Below are 16,572 nucleotides of genomic sequence, written 5' to 3'. Positions count from 1 at the left end.
CTCTCCTTACTTGCCCGACTTCTTGTCACCACCGTGACCCTTGAAGGTCCGGGTGATGGCAAATTCGCCGAGCTTGTGGCCGACCATGTTCTCGTTGACGAGAACCGGGATGTGGTTCTTGCCGTTATGCACGGCAATGGTGATGCCTACCATGTCAGGCAGGATCATCGAACGGCGCGACCAGGTCTTGATCGGCTTCTTGCTGCCCGCAGCGGCCTCCACCTTCTTGACGAGGTGGTGATCGACGAACGGGCCCTTCTTGAGTGAACGTGCCATGGTCGATTAGCCCCTACGATCGCGGACGATGAACTGCTGAGTGCGCTTGTTATGGCGCGTCTTGTAACCCTTGGTCGGAACACCCCACGGGGTGACCGGATGCGGGTTACCCTGGCCGGCCTTGGCCTCACCACCACCGTGCGGGTGGTCAACCGGGTTCATGGCAGCACCACGAACGGTCGGGCGGACGCCGCGCCAACGCTTGGCACCGGCCTTGCCCAGCTTTTCCAGGCTGTGCTCGTCGTTGCCGACTTCACCAATGGTGGCGCAGCACTCGACCGGAACCTTGCGCATTTCACCCGAGCGCAGGCGCAGGGTGGCGTAGATGCCTTCGCGAGCCACCAGCTGCACGGCCGCACCGGCGGCGCGAGCGATCTGAGCGCCCTTGCCCGGCTTCAGCTCGATGCAGTGGATGGTGGTGCCGACCGGGATGTTGCGCAGCGGCAGGGTGTTGCCGGCCTTGATCGGGGCGTCCGAACCAGCGATCACCTGATCACCGGCCTTCAGGCCCTTCGGGGCGATGATGTAGCGACGCTCACCATCGACGTAGCACAGCAGGGCGATGTGGGCGGTGCGGTTCGGATCGTATTCGATGCGTTCCACGCGCGCCGGGATGCCCAGCTTGTTGCGCTTGAAGTCGATGATGCGGTAGTGCTGCTTGGCACCACCACCGACGTGACGCACGGTAATGCGGCCGTGGTGGTTGCGGCCACCCGAGCGGCTCTGCGACTCGACCAGTGCGGCGTGCGGAGCACCCTTGTGCAGGTCGGGCGTAACCACGCGCACGGCCGAACGGCGGCCGGGGGAAGTGGGCTTGAATTTCATCAATGGCATGGGATGTACCTCAGGCCTTGGCCGTTACATCGATCGACTGGCCGTCGGCCAGGCGAACGTACGCCTTGCGCCAATCGCCGCGGCGGCCAGCACGGTTACGGAAGGACTTGTTCTTGCCCTTGACGTTGACCACGTTGACGGCTTCGACCTTGACGTCGAACAGCTGCTCAACCGCGGCCTTTACATCGGCCTTGGTGGCTTCGTTCGAAACTTCGAAGACATACTGGTTGGAGAGTTCCTGCAGGCGCGCGGTCTTTTCGGAGACACGCGGGGCACGCAGCACGCTGAAGATTTTTTCGTTGCTGTTCATGCCAGCCACTCCTCGACCTTCTTGACCGCGTCAGCGGTGATGACGACCGTGTCGGCACCCACCAGCGAGACCGGGTCCAGGCCCTGGACGTCACGCACCTGCACGTACGGCAGATTGCGGGCGGACAGGTACAGGTGCTCGGACGCTTCTTCGGTGACGATCAGCGGGCGCTTGCCCACTTCCAGGCCGGCCAGCTTGGCGACCAGACCCTTCGTGTTGGTCGCTTCGACGTCGAAGGACTCCACGATGGTCAGACGGCCCTGACGGTTCAGCTCGGACAGGATCGCGCACATGGCGGCACGGTACTGCTTACGATTGACCTTCTGCTCGAAGCTGCGCGGCTTGGCCGCGAAGGTGACACCGCCGCCGACGAAGATCGGAGCCGTCAGTGCGCCATGACGCGCGCCGCCGCCCTTCTGCTTTTTCGACTTCTTGGTGGTACCAGCCACTTCGGAGCGAGTCTTCTGTGCCTTGGTGCCGGCGCGACCGGCGTTGCGGTAGGCAACGACGACCTGGTGGACCAGATCTTCGCTGAAATCGCGACCGAACACGGCGTCGGAGACCGAGACCTTGTTGTTGCTACCCGTGATAACGAGTTCCATCGTCATCTCTCCTTATGCCTTGCTCGCCGGACGGACGATCACATCGCCACCCGCCGCGCCCGGAACGGCGCCGCGAACGGCGATCAGACCGCGCTCGACGTCGACCTTGACCACTTCCAGGTTCTGGGTGCTCTGCTGCACCGCGCCCATGTGGCCCGACATCTTCTTGCCCGGGAAAACGCGACCCGGGGTCTGGCGCTGACCCAGCGAACCCGGCGCGCGATGCGACAGCGAGTTACCGTGGGTTGCATCGCCCATACGGAAGTTGTGGCGCTTGATGGTGCCCTGGAAGCCCTTACCCTTGGTGACACCCTGGACGTCGACGATCTGGCCGACTTCGAAGATGTCCGCCTTGACTTCGCCGCCAACGGCGAAATCGCCGAGCTGCGCGTCTTCAACGCGGAATTCCCACAGGCCACGACCCGCTTCCACCTTCGCCTTGGCGAAGTGGCCGGCTTCCGGCTTGTTGACCAGGGCAGCGCGACGCGCGCCGACGGTCACCTGCACGGCGCTGTAGCCGTCGGTTTCGACGGTCTTGATCTGCGCGATGCGGTTCGGGGTTGCTTCGATCAGGGTCACCGGGATGGAACGGCCATCTTCGGTGAACACGCGGCTCATGCCGGCCTTGCGGCCCACGAAGCCCAACGAATACTTCTTCGTCATGGTCGTAGTCCTCAGGTCAGCTTGATCTGAACGTCGACGCCGGCAGCCAGTTCGAGCTTCATCAGCGCGTCCACGGTCTTGTCATTCGGGTCAACGATATCGAGCACGCGCTTGTGCGTGCGGGTCTCGTACTGGTCACGCGCGTCCTTGTCGACGTGCGGGGAGACGAGAACGGTGTAACGCTCGATCTTGGTCGGCAGCGGGATCGGGCCACGCACTTGCGCGCCGGTCCGCTTTGCCGTTTCAACGATCTCGCTGGCCGAACGGTCGATCAGACGATGATCGAACGCTTTCAGCCGGATCCGGATCTTTTGGTCCGCCATGGCGGTAGGTTCCTTCGTTAAAAGAGCGACAGACAAAGCCTCTGGGTTGCTTTGCCCCATGAAATTCCTGAATACGGACGGCCCGCAGTCCTGCAGGCCGACAAGGTCACTCCATGGACCTCAAAAACGTAGGCAGACCAGTTTCCCGGCCTGCCCAGACGTAGAAGCATAATGGCACGCAAGGCAGCTGTCAACAGTCGCCTGTTGACGCCGCCTGAATGGCATTGACCCTTCCTGGTCCGGGGAACACAAGGCACGTCCTGTGCCTGCTTTCCCATTTGATACGCCCCGATGCCCTACCCAGGCAACATCGGGGCGCAGATACTACCAGATTACTCGATGATCTTCGAGACCACGCCGGCGCCGACGGTACGGCCGCCTTCGCGGATGGCGAAGCGCAGGCCTTCGTCCATGGCCACCGGGTTGATCAGGGTGACGACCATCTTGACGTTGTCACCCGGCATCACCATTTCGACGCCTTCCGGCAGTGCAGCGGCGCCGGTGATGTCGGTGGTGCGGAAGTAGAACTGCGGACGGTAGCCGTTGAAGAACGGGGTGTGGCGGCCGCCCTCGTCCTTCGACAGGACGTACACTTCGCCTTCGAACTTGGTGTGCGGCTTGATCGTGCCCGGCTTGGCCAGCACCTGGCCACGCTCGACGTCGTCACGCTTGGTGCCGCGCAGCAGCAGGCCAGCGTTGTCGCCTGCCTGACCCTGGTCCAGCAGCTTGCGGAACATTTCAACGCCGGTCACGGTGGTCTTCTGCACCGGACGGATGCCGACGATTTCGATTTCGTCGCCAACCTTGATCACGCCGCGCTCGATACGACCGGTCACCACGGTGCCGCGGCCCGAGATCGAGAACACGTCTTCCACCGGCATCAGGAACGGCTTGTCGATCGCACGCTCCGGCTCCGGAATCCAGCTGTCCAGCGCGTCGACCAGCTTCAGGATGGCCGGCACGCCGATGTCGCTCTGGTCGCCTTCCAGCGCCAGGCGGGCCGAACCGGCGATGATCGGGGTGTCGTCGCCCGGGAACTCGTACTTGCTCAGCAGTTCGCGCACTTCCATCTCGACCAGCTCGAGCAGCTCGGCGTCGTCGACCATGTCGGCCTTGTTCAGGAACACGACGATGTACGGCACGCCGACCTGGCGCGACAGCAGGATGTGCTCACGGGTCTGCGGCATCGGGCCGTCAGCGGCCGAGCACACCAGGATCGCGCCGTCCATCTGGGCGGCACCGGTGATCATGTTCTTGACGTAGTCAGCGTGGCCCGGGCAGTCAACGTGGGCGTAGTGACGGATCGGGGATTCGTATTCGACGTGCGCGGTCGAGATCGTGATACCACGAGCCTTTTCTTCCGGCGCGGCGTCGATCGAGGAGTAATCCTTGAACTCGCCACCGAAGCGCTCGGCACCGATCTTGGTCAGTGCGGCGGTCAGCGTGGTCTTGCCGTGGTCGACGTGACCGATGGTGCCGACGTTGACGTGCGGCTTGGTGCGCTCGAACTTACCCTTTGCCATTGTTCTATACCTTGATTGTTCGTAAGTGGTTTCAAGAGAGGCTGAGCGAGGCTCAGCCCTTCTTCATGACGGCTTCGGCGATGTTGGTCGGAGCCGGCTCGTAGTGATCGAATTCCATGGTGAAGGTGGCGCGGCCCTGGGTCTGCGAACGCAGCGCAGTGGCGTAGCCGAACATTTCACCCAGCGGGATCATCGCGTTGATGATGCTGGCCGAACCGTCACCGGTGGTGTCGGAACCCTGCAGCACGCCGCGACGACGGCTGACGTCGCCCATCACGTCACCCTGGTAATCCTCCGGGGTCACGATCTCGACCTTCATGATCGGCTCCAGCAGCACCGGCTTGGCCTTGGCGAAGCCCTGCTTGAAGGCCATCGACGAAGCCAGCTTGAACGCCATTTCCGAGGAGTCGACGTCGTGGTACGAACCGAACACCAGCTTCACCTTGACGTCCACGACCGGGAAGCCAGCCAGCGGACCGCTGGTGATGGTTTCGCGCAGGCCCTTTTCAACCGACGGAATGAATTCCTTCGGGATCACGCCGCCGGTGATGTCGTTGATGAACAGGAAGTCGTCCTTGATGGCCGGAGCCAGCTTCGGATCGGCACGGTCTTCAGCGGTGATCGGCGACAGCTCGATCACGACGTGACCGTACTGACCCTTACCACCGGACTGCTTGGCGTGCTTGTAGTCCGACTTGACGTCAGCCAGGGTGATGGTTTCGCGGTAGGCCACCTGCGGCGCGCCGACGTTGGCTTCAACGTTGAACTCGCGCTTCAGGCGGTCGACGATGATGTCCAGGTGCAGCTCGCCCATGCCCGAGATGATGGTCTGGCCGGATTCTTCGTCGGTCTTGACGCGGAACGACGGATCTTCCTGCGCCAGACGGCCCAGGGCCAGACCCATCTTTTCCTGGTCCGACTTGGTCTTCGGCTCGACGGCCATCGAGATCACCGGCTCCGGGAACGTCATGCGCTCCAGGATGATCGGCGCGTCCACGGCGCACAGGGTGTCACCGGTGGTGGTGTCCTTCAGGCCCACCGCCGCGGCGATGTCACCAGCCAGAACTTCCTTGATTTCCTCGCGGTTGTTCGAGTGCATCTGCAGGATGCGGCCGATGCGCTCCTTCTTGCCCTTCACCGAGTTCAGCACGGTGTCGCCACCGTTCAGGGTGCCCGAGTAGACGCGGAAGAAGGTCAGCGCGCCGACGAACGGGTCGGTGATGATCTTGAAGGCCAGCGACGAGAACGGAGCCTTGTCGTCCGACTTGCGGGTCATTTCGACGGTGTCGTCGTCAACGTCCACGCCCTTCACGTCCGGCACGTCGACCGGCGACGGCAGCAGCTGGATCACGCCGTCCAGCATGGCCTGCACGCCCTTGTTCTTGAAGGCCGAGCCGCAGTACATCGGCACGATCTCGGTGGCCAGGGTGCGGGTACGCAGCGCGTTGATGATTTCGGCCTCGGCCAGCTCTTCGCCGCCCAGGTACTTTTCCATCAGCTCTTCGCTGGCTTCAGCAGCGGTCTCGACCATGAACTGGCGAGCCTCTTCGGCAGCCGCCTGCAGTTCGGCCGGGATGTCGCTGTACTCGAACTTCATGCCCTGCGAAGCCTCATCCCAATGGATGGCCTTCATCTTCAGCAGGTCGACAACGCCCTTGAAGTTGTCTTCAGCGCCGATCGGCAGCTGCATCGGCACGGCAACGGCGCCCAGCTTGGCCTTCAGCTGGCCGACGACCTTCTGGAAGTTGGCACCGGTGCGGTCCATCTTGTTGACGAACGCGATGCGCGGCACGTGGTACTTGTTGGCCTGGCGCCACACGGTTTCCGACTGCGGCTGCACGCCACCGACGGCGCACAGGACGAAGACGGCACCGTCGAGCACGCGCAGCGAGCGCTCCACTTCGATGGTGAAGTCGACGTGCCCGGGGGTGTCGATGATGTTGAAGCGGTGCTCCGGCAGGGACTTGTCCATGCCCTTCCAGAACGCGGTGGTGGCAGCGGACTGGATCGTGATGCCACGCTCCTGCTCCTGCTCCATCCAGTCCATGGTGGCGGCGCCGTCGTGCACTTCACCGATCTTGTGGCTCTTGCCGGTGTAGAACAGGATGCGCTCGGACGTGGTGGTCTTGCCGGCATCGATGTGAGCCATGATGCCGAAGTTGCGGTAACGCTCGATGGGAGTGGAACGGGCCACGGGAGCCTCTCAGATTTCTTGGATTTCGGATGGCCGAACGCCGCCTTTCGGCGGCCTTCGGATTGGCGCAGTCCTTCTGGGACCGCGAGGCAGCACGCACCTAAGTGGCGCTGCCCTGCCTGTTTTACAAGGCCGTCAAACTCACCAGCGGTAGTGGGCGAAGGCCTTGTTGGCTTCGGCCATGCGGTGGGTTTCTTCGCGCTTCTTGATGGCGCCGCCACGGTTTTCCGAGGCGTCGATCAGTTCAGCAGCCAGCTTCTTCGGCATGGTGTTCTCGCCACGCTTGCGCGCGGAGTCGATCAGCCAGCGCATGGCCAGGGCCATCTTGCGCGACGAACGCACTTCGACCGGCACCTGGTAGGTGGCACCACCGACGCGGCGCGACTTGACTTCAACCGCCGGAGCGACGTTGTCCAGAGCCTTCTGCACCAGGTCAATGGCGTTGGCGCTGCTGTTCTTCTCGGTGATCACGTCCATGGCGCCGTACACGATCTTTTCGGCGACGGACTTCTTGCCGCTCTGCATGACCATGTTGATGAAGCGGGCGATGGTTTCGCTTCCGTGCTTCGGATCGGGCAGGACGGAACGCTGCGGAGTATTACCCTTACGCGACATAGTGCTCTCTCCTTATGCCTTCGGACGCTTGGCGCCGTACTTGGAACGGGCCTGGCGACGCTTGGCAACGCCGGCGGCGTCGAGCGAGCCACGAACGGTGTGGTAACGCACACCCGGCAGGTCCTTGACGCGACCGCCGCGGATCAGGACCACGGAGTGCTCCTGCAGGTTGTGGCCTTCACCACCGATGTAGGAAATCACTTCTTCCTGGTTGGTCAGGCGGACCTTGGCAACCTTGCGCAGCGCCGAGTTCGGCTTCTTCGGAGTGGTGGTGTAGACACGGGTGCAGACGCCACGGCGCTGCGGGCACTTGTCGAGCGCCGGCGAGGCACTCTTGTAGGTGGTCGCTTGCCGCGGCTTGCGGACCAGCTGGTTGATCGTCGCCATCAGTAGGTTCTTCTGATTGGTGGCCGGAAAATCCGACCAGAGATGCGGAAATGTTAAAGCAGGCCAAAATTCTGGCCTGCTGAGACAGACGATTGTAGCAACCTGCCAGGAAAGCAGTCAAACGCCTCCTGTCAAGCCCGCCCCTGATCCCGGGACGTTACTGGGGGGCCTCCATGTACCCCGTTCAGGTTGGCCGGGCCGATCGCGGACGATCGCCCCTGCCCTTTCCCAATCCCGTCAATGCACCGACGGGGTGGTCCGGCCGTGTGGCCGGACCGGATGCCTCATTCTTCGCCCGAAGCCTGTTCAGCTTCAGCTTCAACCACTGCGGCCTCGGCGACGGCCGGGGTGCCGGCCAGGGTCTGCATCTCCGACTCGGTGAGACCGGAGGCGCCGCGACGACGGTTGCTGTGGTACGCCAGGCCGGTACCGGCCGGAATCAGGCGACCCACGATGACGTTTTCCTTCAGGCCGCGCAGGTTGTCCGAGGTGCCGCGGACGGCCGCTTCGGTCAGCACGCGGGTGGTTTCCTGGAACGATGCGGCCGAGATGAACGATTCGGTCGCCAGCGATGCCTTGGTGATGCCCAGCAGGACCGGATCGAAACGTGCCGGCAGCTCGTTGCGGGTCGACAGGCGCGCATTCTCCTCGATAACGCGCTGACGCTCCACCTGTTCGCCGTTCAGGAACTTGCTGCCGCCCTGGTCGGTGATCTCGACCTTGCGCAGCATCTGGCGGGTGATCACCTCGATGTGCTTGTCGTTGATCTTCACGCCCTGCAGGCGGTACACGTCCTGGATTTCCTTCACCAGGTAGGCCGCCAGCGGCTCGACACCCAGCAGGCGCAGGATGTCCTGCGGGCTCGGCTCGCCGTCCACGATGGTTTCACCCTTGGTGACATGCTCGCCTTCGAACACGATCACCTGACGGTACTTCGGGATCAGCTCTTCGTGCTCCGAACCATCGGTGTCCTTGATGATCAGGCGCTGCTTGCCCTTGGTGTCCTTGCCGAAGCTGATGATGCCCGAACGCTCGGCCAGCACCGCCGGATCCTTCGGCTTGCGCGCTTCGAACAGGTCGGCCACGCGCGGCAGACCACCGGTGATGTCGCGGGTCTTCGACGCTTCCTGCGGGATCTTGGCGACGACGTCGCCCACGCCCACCGGGGCGCCATCCTGCAGGTTGACGATCGAACGCGGCGGCAGCAGGTACTGCGCCGGCAGGTCGGTGCCCGGGATCGACAGGTCGTTGCCCTTGGCATCAACGATGCGCACGATCGGGCGCAGGTCCTTGGCCTGGGTACCACGACGCTTCGGATCGGTGATCTCGCGCGAAGCCAGGCCGGTCAGCTCGTCGGTCTTCTCGATGACGGTGATGCCGTCGACGAAGTCGATGAAGCGGATGAAGCCGGCCACTTCCGACACGATCGGATGGTTATGCGGATCCCAGTTGGCCACGGTCTGGCCCGCCTTGATCGCATCACCGTCCTTGGACGTGATGGTCGCACCGTACGGCAGCTTGTAACGCTCACGCTCACGGCCGTGGGCATCGAGCACCGAGATTTCGCCCGAGCGCGACACTGCCACCAGCGAGCCGTTGGCATGCTCGACCGACTTGAGGTTGCTGAACTTGACCGAGCCGGTGGTCTTGACGGTGATGTTGTCGACCGCTGCAGCTCGCGACGCCGCACCACCGATGTGGAACGTACGCATGGTCAGCTGGGTACCCGGCTCACCGATGGACTGGGCGGCGATGACGCCGACCGCTTCACCGATGTTGACCAGGTGGCCACGGGCCAGGTCGCGGCCGTAGCAGCGCGAGCAGACACCGAACGCCGATTCGCAGGAGATGGTCGAGCGGACCTTGATGGTCTGCACGCCGGCATCTTCCAGCTTGGCGACCCAGGCTTCGTCGAGCAGGGTGTTGCGGGTGACGATCGGATCCTCGTCGTTGCCCGGCAGGAACACGTCCTCGGCAACCACGCGGCCCAGCACGCGGTCCTTCAGCGGCTCGACCACGTCGCCGCCTTCCACGATCGGGGTCATGATCAGGCCTTCGGTGGTACCGCAATCCACCTCGGTGATCACCACGTCCTGCGCGACGTCGACCAGACGACGGGTCAGGTAACCCGAGTTCGCGGTCTTCAGCGCGGTATCGGCCAGACCCTTACGGGCACCGTGGGTGGAGTTGAAGTACTCCTGCACGTTCAGGCCTTCGCGGAAGTTCGCCTTGATGGGCGTCTCGATGATCGAGCCGTCCGGGCGGGCCATCAGGCCGCGCATGCCGGCCAGCTGACGGATCTGCGCCTGCGAACCACGCGCACCGGAGTCGGCCATGATGTACAGCGAGTTCATCGACTTCTGGTCGATGGTCTCACCCTTGGCATTGACCACCTTCTCGGTACCGATGGTGTCCATCATCGCCTTGGCGATGCGCTCGTTGGTGCGCGACCAGATGTCGACCACCTTGTTGTAGCGCTCGCCGGCGGTGACCAGGCCCGACTGGTACTGCTCCTGGATTTCCAGCACTTCGGCTTCGGCCTCGGTGAGGATGCCCTTCTTCTCGTCCGGGATCAGCATGTCGTCGATGCCGATCGAGACGCCGGCGCGGGTCGCGTAGGCGAAGCCGGTGTACATCAGCTTGTCGGCGAACACGACCGTGTCCTTCAGGCCCAGCTGGCGGTAGCTGGAGTTGATCAGGCGGCTGATGTTCTTCTTGGTCAGCTCGGTGTTGGCCAGCGCGAACGGCAGGCCTTCCGGCAGGATTTCAGCCAGCAGGGCGCGACCGATCGTGGTGTCCACGATCGAGGTCTTGTTCTGCTTGTTGCCGTCTTCGTCGGTCACCACCTCGGTGATGCGGACCTTGACCTTGGCGTGCAGTTCCACCACGCGGTTGTCATAGGCGCGCTTGACTTCGGCGATGTTGGCGAAGGCCATGCCCTCGCCCTTCTTGTTCTCCAGCGAGCGGGTCATGTAGTACAGACCCAGCACGACGTCCTGCGACGGCACGATGATCGGCTCGCCGTTGGCCGGCGACAGGATGTTGTTGGTCGACATCATCAGCGCACGCGCTTCCAGCTGGGCTTCCAGCGAGAGCGGCACGTGGACGGCCATCTGGTCACCGTCGAAGTCGGCGTTGAACGCGGTGCAGACCAGCGGGTGCAGCTGGATGGCCTTGCCTTCGATCAGCACCGGCTCAAACGCCTGGATGCCCAGGCGGTGCAGGGTCGGCGCACGGTTCAGCATCACCGGATGCTCGCGGATGACCTCTTCCAGGATGTCCCAGACTTCGGCTTCTTCGCGCTCGACCAGCTTCTTGGCGGCCTTGATGGTGGTGGCCAGGCCACGACGCTGCAGCTTGGCGAAGACGAACGGCTTGAACAGCTCCAGCGCCATCTTCTTCGGCAGGCCGCACTGGTGCAGGCGCAGGTACGGACCGACCACGATGACCGAACGGCCCGAGTAGTCGACGCGCTTGCCGAGCAGGTTCTGGCGGAAGCGACCCTGCTTGCCCTTGATCATGTCGGCCAGCGACTTCAGCGGGCGCTTGTTGGTACCGGTGATGGCACGGCCGCGACGGCCGTTGTCCAGCAGCGCATCGACCGATTCCTGCAGCATGCGCTTTTCATTGCGCACGATGATGTCCGGCGCGCTCAGTTCGAGCAGGCGGCGCAGGCGGTTGTTGCGGTTGATGACGCGGCGGTACAGGTCGTTCAGGTCGGAGGTCGCGAAGCGGCCGCCATCCAGCGGAACCAGCGGGCGCAGGTCCGGCGGCAGCACCGGCAGCACGGTCATGACCATCCACTCCGGACGGTTGCCCGATTCCAGGAAGGCCTCGATCAGCTTGATGCGCTTGGTCAGTCGCTTCAGCTTGGTTTCCGAACCGGTCGCAGCGATTTCCTCGCGCAGGCGGGTCATCTCCGACTGCAGGTCGATCGTGCGCAGCAGCTCGTACACCGCCTCGGCGCCCATCGCGGCGTCGAAGTCGTCACCGTGCTCCTGGCGGGCCTGCAGGTACTGTTCTTCGGTCAGCAGCTGGCGACGCTCCAGGGCGGTCAGGCCCGGCTCGGTCACCACGTACGCTTCGAAGTACAGCACGCGCTCGATGTCGCGCAGGGTCATGTCCAGCATCAGGCCGATGCGCGACGGCAGCGACTTCAGGAACCAGATGTGCGCGACCGGCGAAGCCAGGTCGATGTGGCCCATGCGCTCACGACGCACCTTGGCCAGGGTCACTTCGGTGCCGCACTTTTCGCAGACCACGCCGCGGTGCTTCATGCGCTTGTACTTGCCGCACAGGCACTCGTAGTCCTTCACCGGGCCGAAGATGGCGGCGCAGAACAGGCCGTCGCGTTCCGGCTTGAAGGTACGGTAGTTGATGGTTTCCGGCTTCTTCACTTCGCCGAAGGACCACGAACGGATCAGGTCCGGCGAGGCCAGCGCGATCTTGATCGCGTCGAAGTCCAGCGTCTGGCGCTGCTGGTTGAAGAGGTTGAGCAGGTCTTTCATGGTGTTCTCCAGAAGGAGGAATGCTGTGTCGATGGGCTTTCAGTTCACTGCCAGCGGCGCGGCGGCGGGGCCGCCGCGCGGCATGGATCAGTTGTCTTCCAGTTCCATGTTGATGGCCAGCGAGCGGATTTCCTTCACGAGCACGTTGAAGGATTCCGGCATGCCCGCGACCATCTCGTGCTCACCGTCGACGATGTTCTTGTACATCTGGTTGCGGCCCTGCACGTCATCGGACTTCACCGTCAGCATTTCCTGCAGGGTGTAGGCCGCGCCGTAGGCTTCCAGCGCCCAGACTTCCATTTCACCGAAGCGCTGGCCGCCGAACTGCGCCTTGCCGCCCAGCGGCTGCTGGGTGACGAGCGAGTACGGACCGGTCGAACGCGCGTGCATCTTGTCGTCGACCAGGTGGTTCAGCTTCAGGTAGTGCATGTAACCGACGGTGGTGTGGCGATCGAAGGCTTCACCGGTGCGGCCGTCGTACAGCTGGGTCTGGCCACTGCTCGGCAGGTCGGCCAGTTCCAGCATGCGCTTGATTTCCGCTTCGGTGGCGCCGTCGAACACCGGGGTGGCCATCGGCACGCCGTCGGTCAGGTTGCGGGCCAGACGCAGCAGTTCCTCGTCGCTGAACTGCGACAGGTCGACACGGTTGGCCACGTTGGTGTCGTCGTGGTTGTAGATGTCGTCCAGGAACTTGCGCAGGTCGGCCACCGCGGCCTGGGCTTCCAGCATCGCCTGGATCTTGCGACCCAGGCCCTTGGCCGCCCAGCCCAGGTGCACTTCCAGGATCTGGCCGATGTTCATGCGCGACGGCACGCCCAGCGGGTTCAGCACGATGTCCACGGTTTCGCCCGAGGCCATGTACGGCATGTCCTCGACCGGCACCACGTTGGAGACCACACCCTTGTTGCCGTGGCGGCCTGCCATCTTGTCGCCCGGCTGGATGCGGCGCTTCACGGCCAGGAACACCTTGACCATCTTCAGCACGCCCGGAGCGAGGTCGTCACCGGCGGTGATCTTGCCGCGCTTGTCGGCGAAGCGACGCTCGAATTCCTTCTCGTGCGCCTGGATCTGCTTCTGCGCGCGCTCGATGGCTTCCGAAGCGTCTTCGTCCTTCATGCGCAGCGCGAACCAGTCAGCCTTCTTCAGGCCGTCCAGGAAGGCGTCGGTGATCACGTCGCCCTTCTTCAGGCCAGCGCCGCCGTTGACCACCTTGCCCACGATCTGCGAACGCAGACGCATGTAGATGGCGGCTTCCAGGATGCGGAACTGGTCGTCGAAGTCCTTCTTGACGCGCTTGATTTCAGACTCTTCGATCTGGCGGGCGCGCTTGTCCTTCTCGATGCCGTCGCGGGTGAAGACCTGCACGTCGATGACGGTGCCGTCCATGCCCGGCGGCACGCGCAGCGAGCTGTCCTTCACGTCCGAAGCCTTCTCGCCGAAGATCGCGCGCAGCAGCTTCTCTTCCGGGGTCAGCTGGCTTTCGCCCTTCGGGGTGACCTTGCCGACCAGGATGTCGCCGGCACGGACTTCCGCGCCGATGTACACCACGCCGCTCTCGTCCAGGCGGTTCAGCGCCTGCTCGGAGACGTTCGGAATGTCGGCGGAGATTTCCTCCGGCCCCAGCTTGGTGTCACGCGCGACGCAGGTCAGCTCTTCGATGTGGATCGTGGTGTAACGATCCTCTTCCACCACGCGCTCGGAGAGCAGGATGGAGTCTTCGAAGTTGTAGCCGTTCCACGGCATGAACGCGATCAGCATGTTCTGGCCGAGGGCCAGTTCGCCGATGTCGGTGGACGGACCGTCGGCCAGCACGTCGCCGCGGGCGATGACGTCACCGACCTGGACCAGCGGACGCTGGTTGATGCAGGTGTTCTGGTTCGAACGGGTGTACTTGACCAGGTTGTAGATGTCCACGCCTGCGTCGGTGGCGCCAACGATCTCTTCCTCGTTGACCTTGACCACGATGCGGGCCGCGTCGATCTGCACGATCTCGCCGCCACGGCGGGCGTTCACGGTCACGCCCGAGTCGCGCGCCACGGCGCGTTCGATACCGGTACCCACCAGCGGCTTCTGCGCACGCAGGGTCGGCACGGCCTGACGCTGCATGTTGGCGCCCATCAGTGCGCGGTTGGCGTCATCGTGCTCCAGGAACGGAACCAGCGCGGCCGCGATCGACACGGTCTGCATCGGCGAGACGTCCATGAAGTGGACTTCCGCCGGCGGCTTCAGCAGCGATTCGCCCTGGAAGCGGCACGGGACGAACTGCTCGGTCAGGGTGCCCTTGGCGTCGGTCAGCGCGTTGGCCTGCGCAATGACGTACTCGTTTTCTTCGATCGCCGACAGGAACTCGACTTCGTCATAGACCTTGCCGTCCACGACCTTGCGGTACGGGGTCTCGAGGAAACCGTACTGGTTGGTGCGGGCGTACACGGCCAGCGAGTTGATCAGGCCGATGTTCGGGCCTTCCGGGGTTTCGATGGTGCAGACGCGGCCGTAATGGGTCGGGTGCACGTCGCGCACTTCGAAGCCGGCGCGCTCGCGGGTCAGGCCGCCCGGGCCCAGCGCCGAGACGCGACGCTTGTGCGTCACTTCCGACAGCGGGTTGTTCTGGTCCATGAACTGCGACAGCTGCGAGGAGCCGAAGAACTCCTTGATGGCAGCGGCGACCGGCTTGGCGTTGATCAGCTCCTGCGGGGTCAGGCCTTCCGACTCGGCCATCGACAGGCGCTCCTTGACCGCGCGCTCGACACGGACCAGGCCGACGCGGAACACGTTCTCGGCCATTTCACCGACCGAGCGCACGCGACGGTTGCCCAGGTGATCGATGTCGTCGACCACGCCGCGACCGTTGCGGATCTCGGTCAGGACCTTGATCACGTCCAGGATGTCGGAGCTGTCGCCGTGGGCGGCGACCAGGCGCTTGGACTCTTCGTCGTTGCGCTCACCGAAGTACTTGCTGTCGTACAGCACGGCTTCGCCGGTGGTTTCCTTGCGGCCCACGCGACGGTTGAACTTCATGCGGCCGACCGCGGACAGGTCGTAGCGCTCGAAGGTGAAGAACAGGTTGTGGAACAAGTTCTGCGCGGCATCCTTGGTCGGCGGCTCGCCCGGACGCATCATGCGGTAGATCTCGACCAGGGCTTCCAGCTGGGTCTTGGTCGGGTCGATGCGCAGGGTGTTGGACAGGTACGGGCCACGATCCAGGTCGTTCACCCACAGGGTGCCGACCGCGTCAACGCCGGCCTTGCGGAAGGCCTGCAGCTGCTCGTCGGTGATCTCGTCGTTGGCCTGGGCCAGCAGTTCGCCGGTCGAGGCATCGACCACGTCGTGCGACAGGATGCGGCCGACGATGTAGTCGTCCGGCACGGCCAGGGCGGCGATGCCCGAGGCTTCCAGCTGCTTGATGTGGCGTGCGGTGATGCGCTTGCCGGCTTCCACGATGACCTTGTCGCCGTCGGCGAGGTCGAAGCCCAGGGTTTCGCCACGCAGGCGCTCGGGCACCAGCTCCAGCTGGACGCCTTCATCCGGGTTGATGTGGAAGGTGTTGATCTCGAAGAACTCGGCCAGCATCTCTTCGTTGCTGTAGCCAAGCGCGCGCAGCAGGATCGACACCGGCAGCTTGCGGCGGCGGTCGATACGGGTGAACAGCGCGTCCTTCGGGTCGAACTCGAAGTCCAGCCAGGAGCCGCGGTAAGGAATGATGCGGGCGCTGTACAGCAGCTTGCCCGAGCTGTGGGTCTTGCCACGGTCGTGGTCGAAGAACACGCCCGGCGAGCGGTGCAGCTGGGAGACGATGACGCGCTCGGTGCCGTTGACGATGAAGGTGCCGTTCTCGGTCATCAGCGGGATTTCGCCCAGATAGACCTCCTGCTCCTTCACGTACTTGATGGCCTTGGTCGACGACTCGCGGTCGTAGATCACCAGGCGCACGGTGACGCGCAGCGGGGCGCCGTAGCTCATGCCGCGCTGGCGGCACTCACGCTCGTCGAAGACCGGTTCGCCCAGCTTGTAGCCGACGTATTCCAGGGCAGCATTGCCGCTGTAGCTGGCGATCGGGAAGACCGACTTCAGCGCGGCATGCAGGCCGTGGTCCGTGCGCTTGGCCGGATCGACGTTTTCCTGCAGGAATTCACGATAGGAATCCACCTGGATGGCGAGCAGGAACGGCACTTCGAGAATCGAGCGCTGCTTGCCGAAATCCTTGCGGATACGCTTTTTTTCGGTGAACGAATAGGACGTCATGAGGTCTTCCACCTTGTTGTGCGGGCCGTGCGTCCACGACCCTGAAGGGAACTTGAAATTGTCAGTTGGAAGTCGCTGGTATTGCCGGCACCAGC

The 16,572-nt window shown here is 63.7% G+C and carries 12 protein-coding genes; all 12 read right to left on the bottom strand.

The genetic code is table 11. The features are described 5' to 3' along the window. Nucleotides 1-6: 6 nt before the first annotated feature. The 12 genes from rpsS to rpoB all read right to left on the bottom strand — a co-directional run bounded on the left by rpsS (nucleotide 7) and on the right by rpoB (nucleotide 16,477). The gene (gene rpsS, locus NSQ78_RS04175; protein WP_005415413.1) at nucleotides 7-276 is read right to left on the bottom strand and encodes a 30S ribosomal protein S19; all 270 of its coding nucleotides are present in this window, start codon (nucleotides 274-276) and stop codon (nucleotides 7-9) included. Nucleotides 277-282: 6 nt separating this feature from the next. After that, the gene (rplB, locus tag NSQ78_RS04170) at nucleotides 283-1,110 is read right to left on the bottom strand and encodes a 50S ribosomal protein L2 (protein ID WP_004145339.1); all 828 of its coding nucleotides are present in this window, start codon (nucleotides 1,108-1,110) and stop codon (nucleotides 283-285) included. A gap of 10 nt (nucleotides 1,111-1,120) precedes the next feature. Then, nucleotides 1,121-1,420: a 50S ribosomal protein L23 gene (gene rplW, locus NSQ78_RS04165; RefSeq protein ID WP_004145338.1), complete on the bottom strand. Its 300-nt coding sequence runs from the start codon at nucleotides 1,418-1,420 to the stop codon at nucleotides 1,121-1,123. After that, entirely contained in the window at nucleotides 1,417-2,022 is a 606-nt protein-coding gene (gene rplD / locus NSQ78_RS04160; protein WP_049470438.1) for a 50S ribosomal protein L4, read from the bottom strand. The genes rplW and rplD overlap by 4 nt, the downstream gene beginning before the upstream one ends. Nucleotides 2,023-2,034: 12 nt before the next feature. Beyond that, nucleotides 2,035-2,685, bottom strand: a complete 651-nt coding sequence (rplC, locus tag NSQ78_RS04155; protein WP_004145336.1) for a 50S ribosomal protein L3 — start codon at nucleotides 2,683-2,685, stop codon at nucleotides 2,035-2,037. 11 nt (nucleotides 2,686-2,696) lie between these two features. Further along, nucleotides 2,697-3,008: a 30S ribosomal protein S10 gene (rpsJ, locus tag NSQ78_RS04150; RefSeq protein WP_005408208.1), complete on the bottom strand. Its 312-nt coding sequence runs from the start codon at nucleotides 3,006-3,008 to the stop codon at nucleotides 2,697-2,699. A 332-nt stretch (nucleotides 3,009-3,340) separates the two neighbouring features. Further along, nucleotides 3,341-4,531 carry an elongation factor Tu gene (tuf, locus tag NSQ78_RS04145; protein ID WP_014036096.1) on the bottom strand — a complete coding sequence of 397 codons (1,191 nt, stop codon included), beginning with the start codon at nucleotides 4,529-4,531 and terminating at the stop codon, nucleotides 3,341-3,343. Nucleotides 4,532-4,583: 52 nt separating this feature from the next. Then, a complete protein-coding gene (gene fusA / locus NSQ78_RS04140; RefSeq protein ID WP_049470847.1) occupies nucleotides 4,584-6,725 on the bottom strand; it encodes an elongation factor G in 2,142 nt (713 codons plus the stop codon). 141 nt (nucleotides 6,726-6,866) lie between these two features. Further along, nucleotides 6,867-7,340 carry a 30S ribosomal protein S7 gene (rpsG, locus tag NSQ78_RS04135; RefSeq protein ID WP_014036101.1) on the bottom strand — a complete coding sequence of 158 codons (474 nt, stop codon included), beginning with the start codon at nucleotides 7,338-7,340 and terminating at the stop codon, nucleotides 6,867-6,869. Nucleotides 7,341-7,352: 12 nt separating this feature from the next. Then, nucleotides 7,353-7,727: a 30S ribosomal protein S12 gene (gene rpsL / locus NSQ78_RS04130; RefSeq protein WP_004145320.1), complete on the bottom strand. Its 375-nt coding sequence runs from the start codon at nucleotides 7,725-7,727 to the stop codon at nucleotides 7,353-7,355. A gap of 284 nt (nucleotides 7,728-8,011) precedes the next feature. Further along, the gene (gene rpoC, locus NSQ78_RS04125; protein ID WP_049470850.1) at nucleotides 8,012-12,235 is read right to left on the bottom strand and encodes a DNA-directed RNA polymerase subunit beta'; all 4,224 of its coding nucleotides are present in this window, start codon (nucleotides 12,233-12,235) and stop codon (nucleotides 8,012-8,014) included. 87 nt (nucleotides 12,236-12,322) lie between these two features. After that, on the bottom strand, nucleotides 12,323-16,477 hold the full coding sequence (gene rpoB, locus NSQ78_RS04120) for a DNA-directed RNA polymerase subunit beta (protein ID WP_019662235.1): 4,155 nt from the start codon (nucleotides 16,475-16,477) through the stop codon (nucleotides 12,323-12,325). Nucleotides 16,478-16,572: the final 95 nt, after the last annotated feature.

Origin of the sequence: Stenotrophomonas sp. FSL W7-1447, assembly GCF_037966425.1 — a bacterium.
GTDB lineage: Bacteria > Pseudomonadota > Gammaproteobacteria > Xanthomonadales > Xanthomonadaceae > Stenotrophomonas > Stenotrophomonas pavanii.
This window is presented reverse-complemented; position numbering and strand designations above follow the sequence as displayed.

Bases quoted from the DNA above. Each gene is read 5' to 3' on its own strand.
- rpsS (WP_005415413.1), bottom strand. From the start codon at position 276: ATGGCACGTTCACTCAAGAAGGGCCCGTTCGTCGATCACCACCTCGTC.
- rplB (WP_004145339.1), bottom strand. From the start codon at position 1,110: ATGCCATTGATGAAATTCAAGCCCACTTCCCCCGGCCGCCGTTCGGCC.
- rplW (WP_004145338.1), bottom strand. From the start codon at position 1,420: ATGAACAGCAACGAAAAAATCTTCAGCGTGCTGCGTGCCCCGCGTGTC.
- rplD (WP_049470438.1), bottom strand. From the start codon at position 2,022: ATGGAACTCGTTATCACGGGTAGCAACAACAAGGTCTCGGTCTCCGAC.
- rplC (WP_004145336.1), bottom strand. From the start codon at position 2,685: ATGACGAAGAAGTATTCGTTGGGCTTCGTGGGCCGCAAGGCCGGCATG.
- rpsJ (WP_005408208.1), bottom strand. From the start codon at position 3,008: ATGGCGGACCAAAAGATCCGGATCCGGCTGAAAGCGTTCGATCATCGT.
- tuf (WP_014036096.1), bottom strand. From the start codon at position 4,531: ATGGCAAAGGGTAAGTTCGAGCGCACCAAGCCGCACGTCAACGTCGGC.
- rpsG (WP_014036101.1), bottom strand. From the start codon at position 7,340: ATGTCGCGTAAGGGTAATACTCCGCAGCGTTCCGTCCTGCCCGATCCG.
- rpsL (WP_004145320.1), bottom strand. From the start codon at position 7,727: ATGGCGACGATCAACCAGCTGGTCCGCAAGCCGCGGCAAGCGACCACC.
- rpoC (WP_049470850.1), bottom strand. From the start codon at position 12,235: ATGAAAGACCTGCTCAACCTCTTCAACCAGCAGCGCCAGACGCTGGAC.
- rpoB (WP_019662235.1), bottom strand. From the start codon at position 16,477: ATGACGTCCTATTCGTTCACCGAAAAAAAGCGTATCCGCAAGGATTTC.